At 67.3% G+C, this 7,904-nt stretch carries 6 protein-coding genes; 3 read left to right on the forward strand and 3 right to left on the reverse strand.

Annotation, left to right across the window (positions count from 1 at the left end; all coding sequences use genetic code 11):
- Positions 1-231: 231 nt before the first annotated feature.
- Positions 232-480: a hypothetical protein gene (locus Q0053_RS05545; protein ID WP_298097182.1), complete on the reverse strand. Its 249-nt coding sequence runs from the start codon at positions 478-480 to the stop codon at positions 232-234.
- 935 nt (positions 481-1,415) lie between these two features.
- Here Q0053_RS05545 and Q0053_RS05550 point away from each other — a divergent pair.
- Together Q0053_RS05550 and Q0053_RS05555 are read left to right on the forward strand one after the other, a co-directional pair.
- Complete coding sequence (locus Q0053_RS05550) at positions 1,416-3,047, forward strand: M28 family metallopeptidase (protein WP_298097185.1); 1,632 nt, start codon at positions 1,416-1,418, stop codon at positions 3,045-3,047.
- A gap of 202 nt (positions 3,048-3,249) precedes the next feature.
- Positions 3,250-4,383 carry a serine hydrolase domain-containing protein gene (locus tag Q0053_RS05555; RefSeq protein ID WP_298097188.1) on the forward strand — a complete coding sequence of 378 codons (1,134 nt, stop codon included), beginning with the start codon at positions 3,250-3,252 and terminating at the stop codon, positions 4,381-4,383.
- Positions 4,384-4,522: 139 nt separating this feature from the next.
- Here Q0053_RS05555 and rarD read toward each other — a convergent pair whose 3' ends face one another.
- Positions 4,523-5,455: an EamA family transporter RarD gene (rarD, locus tag Q0053_RS05560; RefSeq protein ID WP_298097191.1), complete on the reverse strand. Its 933-nt coding sequence runs from the start codon at positions 5,453-5,455 to the stop codon at positions 4,523-4,525.
- Complete coding sequence (locus tag Q0053_RS05565; RefSeq protein WP_298097193.1) at positions 5,455-6,501, reverse strand: aspartate-semialdehyde dehydrogenase; 1,047 nt, start codon at positions 6,499-6,501, stop codon at positions 5,455-5,457. Before Q0053_RS05565 ends, rarD begins: the two co-directional genes overlap by 1 nt.
- A gap of 148 nt (positions 6,502-6,649) precedes the next feature.
- Between Q0053_RS05565 and zapE the strand changes: the two genes are divergently transcribed.
- Positions 6,650-7,789, forward strand: a complete 1,140-nt coding sequence (gene zapE, locus Q0053_RS05570) for a cell division protein ZapE (protein WP_298097196.1) — start codon at positions 6,650-6,652, stop codon at positions 7,787-7,789.
- The last annotated feature ends 115 nt before the right edge of the window (positions 7,790-7,904 follow it).

Here is a 7,904-nt window from a genome sequence, read left to right on the forward strand (position 1 = left end):
GACGAGGACTCGCGATCGAACCGCCGTCCGATCGAACTCATCGACTCGCCGGCCTTCCAGCGATCCCAGATTTCAGCCCTCTGGGCCGCCGAGTAGTAGATCCGCCGCCGCTGCTTCATCACCCACGCTCCATCTCCGAAGAAAAGTTAGCGTGTTGCGGTCACCGGTTGAGCCCACCACCCATAGCGGACGAAACGATTGATAGTTCGCAGAGTGTTGCCAGCGGCAGCGTCATTCGTCGAAATGGGTCTGCAACCGTTTCAAAACCTCAATCGCGGACGCCTGTCGTTCGCGGAATTGGTCGGAAGCGTCTGCCTTTATTTCTGCCCGGCGAAGCAGTTCCACCACGATGGCTCGCCCTTTGTCGTTCTTGGTGTTGGCAGTTCTGAGGCTAATTTGCAGGTGTTCGATCTCCGACTCTAACCTCTGCGAGTAGCGTTCAAAATCTGCGGTGTCGTATCCTACTTTGGTCACCGTCACGTTTGCCGCACCAAGGGGCTGATCCCGACCCAAAGCGGACATTGCGGTCGGTCACTGTCCAATCTGGCGATCCTGTCCGGCGCAGCGTTGTAGTTGCTGGGGAGTGGGAACCCTGAAGCGAACAGGCCAAGCCCTGGTGCCGTCTTGGTGGTTGCTCATGACGACCGTTCCACCAGAGTCTCTGAACACATATCGGCACCGGCGCTCTCTGCCGGCCCAGGTGCAAAGTCGTCCGCTCTCTATGTCGTAAACGCCGCGAGCCACGCCGGCCCTATGACGGTCTTCCCAGAAGGCACCGGTTGGGCAGAACATGTCCGGCATGCCACTGCCCATAATCATATCCTCGTCGTCGCCCACCGCCGCCCGGCCGCTGAATGCGGCAGCGATCTGGGTGTCCGTGAGCGCGACCAACACCTCCTTGGATTGCTGCGGCGTCGATGGACGTGATCCGCCCAGCATTGTCCCACACCCCAATGCCAAGACAGCAGACATGACGATTGAGCCGATCTTCATCGTTCGAAGCTGTCATCTTTCTCAGGTGATGTGAATGCCTGCTCCCCACCCTCAACAGACATTCCGCATGGCCGCTTCAGAGCGCCGTCGCCCCCCGTCACGCGGGTGAGAGACAGCTGCTTGTCATCCCCGACGGACCCCGGCGAAGGCCGGGGGGAGATCGGGGACGGAGCGGGCCCTTCCACCGCCCTCCCGGAAATCGCGAAGCGGTTGTCCGGGAGACGGGTGGCTATCGCGCCATGGCCTGACCCGTCTCCCGGATCGCGGCTGACGCCGCGTCCGGGAGGAGGGGATTTGTGGGTGATCAGCGTCCCCGATCGGCCCCCGGGCTTTCGCCGGGGTCCGTCGGGGATGACAACAGGAAGATCAGCGACAGGGCTCCGAGGGTGACGGTCCCGGTTCGATGGGTCTAGAACGGTCGCATGACCCAGCACCGTATCCTCCTCGCCGCCGTCCTCGCCCTCCTGACGGCCGTCCCCGCCCTCGCCCAGCAGGCCGATGCCGCGCGGCTCAATGAGCATGTGCGGGTGCTGGCCTCGGATGAATTCGAGGGGCGGGGGGTGGCGACGCCGGGTGAGCAGCGGACGGTCGACTATGTGGTCGGCCAGTTCCGGGCGCTGGGGCTGGAGCCGGGCGGGTCCGACGGGTCGTGGGTGCAGACGGCGCAGCTGGGGCGGACGCGACAGAGCGGGCCGGCGACCATCACGGTCAGCGCGGGCGGCGCGAGCCGGGCGCTGGCGCGGGGGCCGGACATTCTGGTGTCGAGCGACCGGCCGGTGGACCGGATCACGGTCAATGACGCCGAGGTGGTCTTCGCCGGCTATGGCGTCAGCGCGCCCGAGCGCGGCTGGGACGATTTCAAGGGCATGGACCTGCGCGGCAAGATCCTGCTGGTCATCGTCAATGACCCCGACTTCGGGGCACCCGAGGGGCATCCGGTGGCGGGGCGGTTCGACGGCAATGCCATGACCTTCTACGGCCGATGGACCTACAAATTCCAGGAGGCGGCGCGGCAGGGGGCGGCGGGGGTGCTGGTGATCCACGACACGGCCGGCGCCGGCTATGGCTGGAGCGTGCTGGAGGGGTCGTCGACGGCGCCGAAATTCGACATTGTGCGCGCGAACCCGGACGCCGAGCGAGTCCCGGCCCAGGGATGGATCCAGGGGCCGGTCGCCGCGCAGCTGTTCGCCGATGCCGGCCTGGACTATGCCGCCCTGCGCGCCGCGGCCCGGACGCCGGAGTTCGCGCCGGTGACCCTGACCGGGGTGAGGATGTCGATCGATTTCGGCCAGACCGCCGACCGGATCGAGAGCCGCAACATTCTGGCCCGCATCCCCGGCGCGACGCATCCCGATGAGACGGTCCTGTATGGTGCCCACTGGGACGCCTATGGCCGCGCCACGCCGGTGGGGGACGACGACATCTATAACGGCGCCGTCGACAATGCGACGGGCGTGGCCGGGCTGATCGAGCTGGCGCGGCTGTTCAAGGCGGGGTCGCCGCCCGACCGGTCGGTGGTCTTCGCGGCCTGGACGGCCGAGGAGGCCGGACTGCTGGGAGCCGAATACTATGCCGCCAATCCGGTCTGGCCGCTGGAGACGACCGTGGCCAACATCAATATGGACAGCTTCCTGCCCGGAGCCGAGATCTCGCCGCAGATCGTGGTCATGGGCGCGGGCAAGAGCGAGACGGACGCATGGCTGGAGCGGCGGGCGACCGAACAGGGCCGGACCCTGATCCCCGACCCGGCCCCGCAAGCGGGCGGCTACTATCGCTCGGACCATTTCCCGCTGGCGAAAATGGGCGTGCCGGCCCTGTTCGGCTTTGCAGGCTTCACCGGCCATAACGCCGCCAGCCGCGACTATGTGGCCAACCGCTACCACAAGCCCTCGGACGAGTGGACGAGCGACTGGGTGATGGACGGGGCGGCTGTGGATGTGGACCTGCTGTATCTGGTGGGCCGCGATCTGGCGGACAGCCGGGCCTGGCCGGAATGGAATCCGGGGGCCGAGTTCGAGGCGGCGCGGCAGGCGTCGGCGGCGGCGCGGGAGTAGGATCCCTCTCCCGTTGGGAGAGGGCTTGAGCGCCCAAGAGCGCAGCGATTGGTCGCGCGAAAGGGTGAGGGTCGAGAGACGGCAATCGGCGCAAGCCGTGTCGCTGTCCGGAGCGGCGGCTTCGCCGAGGGATAGAGCCGACCCACATCCGGCGCTGCGCGCCACCTTCTCCCATCGGGAGAAGGAGTCTAGACCCGTTTCCATGATCGCACTCCCCGACATCCACGGCCTCTGCCCGCCCCGCTTCGCCTCTGTGAAGGACGCCTTCGCCGCCAATTTTACCGAGGCCCCCGAGGGACTGAACGAACAGGCGGCGCGATTCAGCGTCTGTGTCGAGGGCGAGGTCGTGGTCGATCTCTGGGCCGGATGGGCCGATGCGGCGAAGACCGTTCCCTATGGCGAGACGACGCTGACGCCGGTGTTCTCGACCGGCAAGGTGGTGATGATGCTGCTGATCGCCAGCTGTGTGGAGCGCGGCCTGCTGGACTATGAGCGGCCGGTCGCCGGCTACTGGCCGGCCTTCGGACAGGCGGGCAAGGCGGCGATCACGGTCGGCCAGATGATGAGCCATCAGGCGGGGCTGCCGGGGTTTTCCGAGAGCGTGGACCCGTCGATCTGGTTCGACCGCACGGCGGCGCTGGCCCGGCTATGCGAACAGGCGCCGATGTGGGAACCGGGAACGGCGTCGGGCTATCACCCCATCACCATCGGCCTGCTGGCCGGGGAGCTGTTCCGGATCGTCGACGGGCGCAGCATGGGCACGGCCCTGCGCGAGGACTTCCCCGGACTGGACCTCTGGATCGGCCTGCCGGAGGCGGAGCACGGCCGGGTGGCGCAGATGAGGAAGCCGACGGCGGCCCCCGATCTGGGTGTGATCGACGCGGTCAAGCGCGCGGCTTTCCTCGACAGCGGCTCGGCGCCCGGCGGGCGCGGCTCGGCCGAATGGCGGACCATGGAGCTGCCCTCGGCCAATCTGCACGGCACGGCGAAGGATCTGGCGCGGATCATGGGGGTGGTCGTGGACGGGACGCTGGAGGGCCGGACCGTGCTGTCGCCCGACGTGCGGGCCGGGATGCTGCGCGAGCGGATCCACGGGCGCGACCGGGTGCTTCCGTTCGAGATCCGCTGGGCGGCGGGCCTGATGCGCAATGAAGGGCTGAACATCTTCGGGCCCAACCCGGACGCCGCCGGCCATTGCGGCTGGGGCGGTTCCTGCGCCTTCGCCGATCCGGAGGCGGGGCTTTCGATGGCCTATGTGATGACGCGCCAGTCGCCGCATCTGATCGGGGACCCGCGGGCGGGGCGGTTGATCGGGGCGGTGTACGGGGGGATGTGAGGAGTGGTTAGTGGCTAGTGGCTAGTGGCTAGTGGCTAGTGGCTGGTGTTTGACCAAGCGGCCTTTGGCCAACAACTTTCGACGGCGTAAGGCTATCGCTCGCCACTGGCCACTAGCCACTAGCCACTAATCACTCCCTTCACACCGGCTCCGCCGTTCGCTTCAGCGCCTCGCGGGCGGCGCGGTGGCGGAACAGGGCGGCAGCGGCGAACACCCCGGCCCCGCCCCAGATGAAGGCGAAGCTGATGACCCGCAGGGGTGTCAGGGCCTCGCCGGCCCAGACGCCGACGGTGAACTGAAGCGTCGGGGCGAGGAACTGGATGAAGCCGAGGGTCGAGAGCGGCAGGCGTCGGGCCGACCAGGCGAACAGGGCCAGGGGCAGGACGGTGGCCGGGCCGTTGAGCAGGGCCCAGGCGGTGTTGACCGGACTGTCGAAAGCGACCCCTGCGCCGGTGTGCTGCAGCCACAAGACCCAGGCGAGGCCGAAGGGGACCAGCAGCAGGCATTCGACCAGCAGGCCGGCCTGGGCGTCGATCGGCACGCGTTTTCGGATCACCCCGTAGCTGGCGAAGCTGATGGCCAGGACGATGGAAATCCACGGCGGGCGGCCGAGGGCGGCGGTCTGGAAGGCCACGCCGATCGCGGCCAGGCCGATGGCGACCCAGCCCCATTTGTCGATCTTCTCGCGGAACAACCACAGGCCCACGACCATGTTGAGCAGCGGGTTGATGTAATAGCCGAGGCTGGCCTCGAGCGTGGCGTGGTGGGTGGTGGCCCAGACGTAGAGGCCCCAGTTGACGGCGATCAGTCCGGTCGAGAGGGTCAGCCAGCCGAGCATCTTCGGAGACGCGAAGGCGGCGCGGACCTGACCGCCCTGTTTCGCCAGCAGCACCAGCAGGCCGGCGACCGCCACCGACCAGAGGGCGCGGTGGGCGAGGATCTCGAGCGAGTCGAAGCCGAGCGCCCCCTGCCCCATGAACAGCAGGGGCATGAAGCCCCACATCACATAGCAGCCGAAGGCCGAGACCAGGGCGGCGCGGGGGGTGGCGGAGGGCGTGGTCGGCACGGCCATCAGACCGTGATGCTGCGATATCCCGACGACGGCTTGATGGTCCCGGTCTCGTCCAGCAGCTGGGCGATCTGGACGGCATTGAGGGCCGCCCCCTTGCGCAGGTTGTCCGAGACGATCCACAGCGACAGGCCGTTCTCGACGGTCGGATCCTTGCGGATGCGGCTGACATAGACAGCGTGTTCGCCGGCGGCGTCGACGGGGGTGATGTAGCCGTCGTGCTCCTGCTTATCGATGACCATGACGCCCGGCGCTTCGCGCAGGATGGCGCGGGCCTCGTCCGGGCTGATCGGGCGGTCGAACTCCAGGTTCACGGATTCGGAATGGCCGACGAAGACCGGCACGCGCACGCAGGTGACGGTCAGACGGATCGAGGGGTCCATGATCTTGTGGACCTCATTCCACATCTTGGCTTCCTCGTCGGTATAGCCGTCGTCGCGGAAGGCGCCGATGAAGGGGATGATGTTGAAGGCGATCTGTTTGGGGAAGAGTTTCGGCCGGGCATCGCCGAGCCCGTAGATGGCCTTGGTCTGGTTCCACAGCTCGTCCATGCCCGCCTTGCCGGCACCCGAGACCGATTGATAGGTCGAGACCACGGCCCGCGTGATCTTCGCCGCGTCATGCAGGGGCTTGAGGGCCACGACCAGCTGGGCGGTCGAGCAGTTGGGGTTGGCGATGATGTTCTTCTTCGTCGCCAGCTTGATGGCGTCGGGGTTCACCTCGGGCACGATCAGGGGCACGTCCGGGTCCATGCGGAAGGCCGAGGAATTGTCGATGACGATGGGGCCGGCCTTGCCGATCTTCTCGGACCAGGCGCGCGAGGCGTCGCCGCCGGCGCTCATCAGCACCAGGTCGACGGACGAGAAATCGAACAGTTCGATGTCCTCGCATTTGATCGTCCGGTCGCCCCAGGACACTTCCACGCCCTTGGACTTGCGCGAGGCGACGGCGTGCATGGCGTCGACGGGGAATTCGAGTTCCTCGAGGATGTTCAGCATTTCCCGGCCCACATTGCCGGTGGCGCCCACGACGGCGACTTTGTAACCCATAGGTGTTGGTCCTTCGGACGCCCTGTGCTCGCGACGCGGTCGCTCGCTGGCTGAGGGCGGAATGCGGGGATGAAACTGGCATGTAGGCCTTCGACGGCGCGAAGCAATCGCTTTTCAGCGGCCGCAGGCACCGCTAAGGCCGGAAACCATGCCTTCACGCATACGCACCGCCTATGACCGTCGCCTGGCCGAGGGCCGGCTGAGCCCCGATCCGTCGCAGATCGCGGTGGTCGAGGCCCTGACCCGGCTGGAGAAGGATCTGGGTCGGCGCGGTCTGTTCGGCGGCCGTCCCGAGGTGCGCGGCGTCTATCTGTGCGGGCCGCCGGGGCGCGGAAAATCCCTGCTGATGGACATGTTCTTCGCCACGGTCCCCGAGCCGCGGAAGTCCCGCGCCCATTTCCATGCCTTCATGGCCCGGGTCCACGATCTGGTCCGCCAGTGGCGCGAGGGCGATGCCAAGGCACGAAGGGCCGTCTTCAGCCAGTCGCGTCCGAAGGGCGGATTGCCCTTCGGTCAATCCTGGGGAGGCGACGATCCGATCAGGCCGGTCGCCGACCTGATCGCGTCCGAGGCCCGGCTGCTGTGTTTCGACGAACTGCAGGTCACCGACATCGCCGACGCCATGATCCTGGGCCGACTGTTCGAGGCCCTGTTCGAGCGGGGGGTCGTTCTGATGGTGACCTCGAACCGGGCGCCGGACCAGCTGTATCTGAACGGGATCAACCGCCAGCTCTTCCTGCCCTTCATCGCCATGCTGGAACACAAATGCGTGGTGGTCAGCGTCGCCGGGCCGCGCGACTGGCGGCTGGACAGGCTCATGGGGACGCGGGTCTGGTACACGGATACTGACTCCGGGCAGCGCACGGGGTTCGAGGGGCTGTGGGAGCAGCTCAAGGGCGAACAGCCGGAGACGCCGACCCGGCTGACGGTGCTGGGCCGGGATCTGGTGATCGCGCGCACCGACGGCGGGCTGGCCCGGGCGACCTTCGACCAGCTGTGCGGCACAGCCCTGGGACCACAGGACTATCTGGCCATCGCGGAGCGGTTCCACACCCTGTTTCTGGAGCGTGTCCCGGTGATGGGACCCGACAACCAGCAGGCGGCGCGGCGGTTTGTGACCCTGGTCGACGCCCTCTACGAGGCCGGGACCCGGCTGGTGGTCCTGGCCGGGGCGGCGCCGGAGGCCCTCTACCGCGAGGGGGTCGGGGCGTTCGAATTCGAGCGCACGGTGTCGCGGCTCAATGAAATGGCGAGCGCCGACTGGCTGGCGCGTGAGAGAACGGCCTAGGTGTTCTGTCCCGGAGTGTGGGGGAATCAGTCAAGCTGATCCTTCATTCCGGGAGGCACTATGGGCCAGATACTCCACGGCAGCGCCACGACCACGTACGCAGTCCGAGCTGCGA

The organism is Brevundimonas sp., assembly GCF_027487935.1.
GTDB lineage: Bacteria > Pseudomonadota > Alphaproteobacteria > Caulobacterales > Caulobacteraceae > Brevundimonas.

Bases quoted from the DNA above. Each gene is read 5' to 3' on its own strand.
- Q0053_RS05550 (WP_298097185.1), top strand. From the start codon at position 1,416: ATGACCCAGCACCGTATCCTCCTCGCCGCCGTCCTCGCCCTCCTGACG.
- Q0053_RS05555 (WP_298097188.1), top strand. From the start codon at position 3,250: ATGATCGCACTCCCCGACATCCACGGCCTCTGCCCGCCCCGCTTCGCC.
- rarD (WP_298097191.1), bottom strand. From the start codon at position 5,455: ATGGCCGTGCCGACCACGCCCTCCGCCACCCCCCGCGCCGCCCTGGTC.
- Q0053_RS05565 (WP_298097193.1), bottom strand. From the start codon at position 6,501: ATGGGTTACAAAGTCGCCGTCGTGGGCGCCACCGGCAATGTGGGCCGG.
- zapE (WP_298097196.1), top strand. From the start codon at position 6,650: ATGCCTTCACGCATACGCACCGCCTATGACCGTCGCCTGGCCGAGGGC.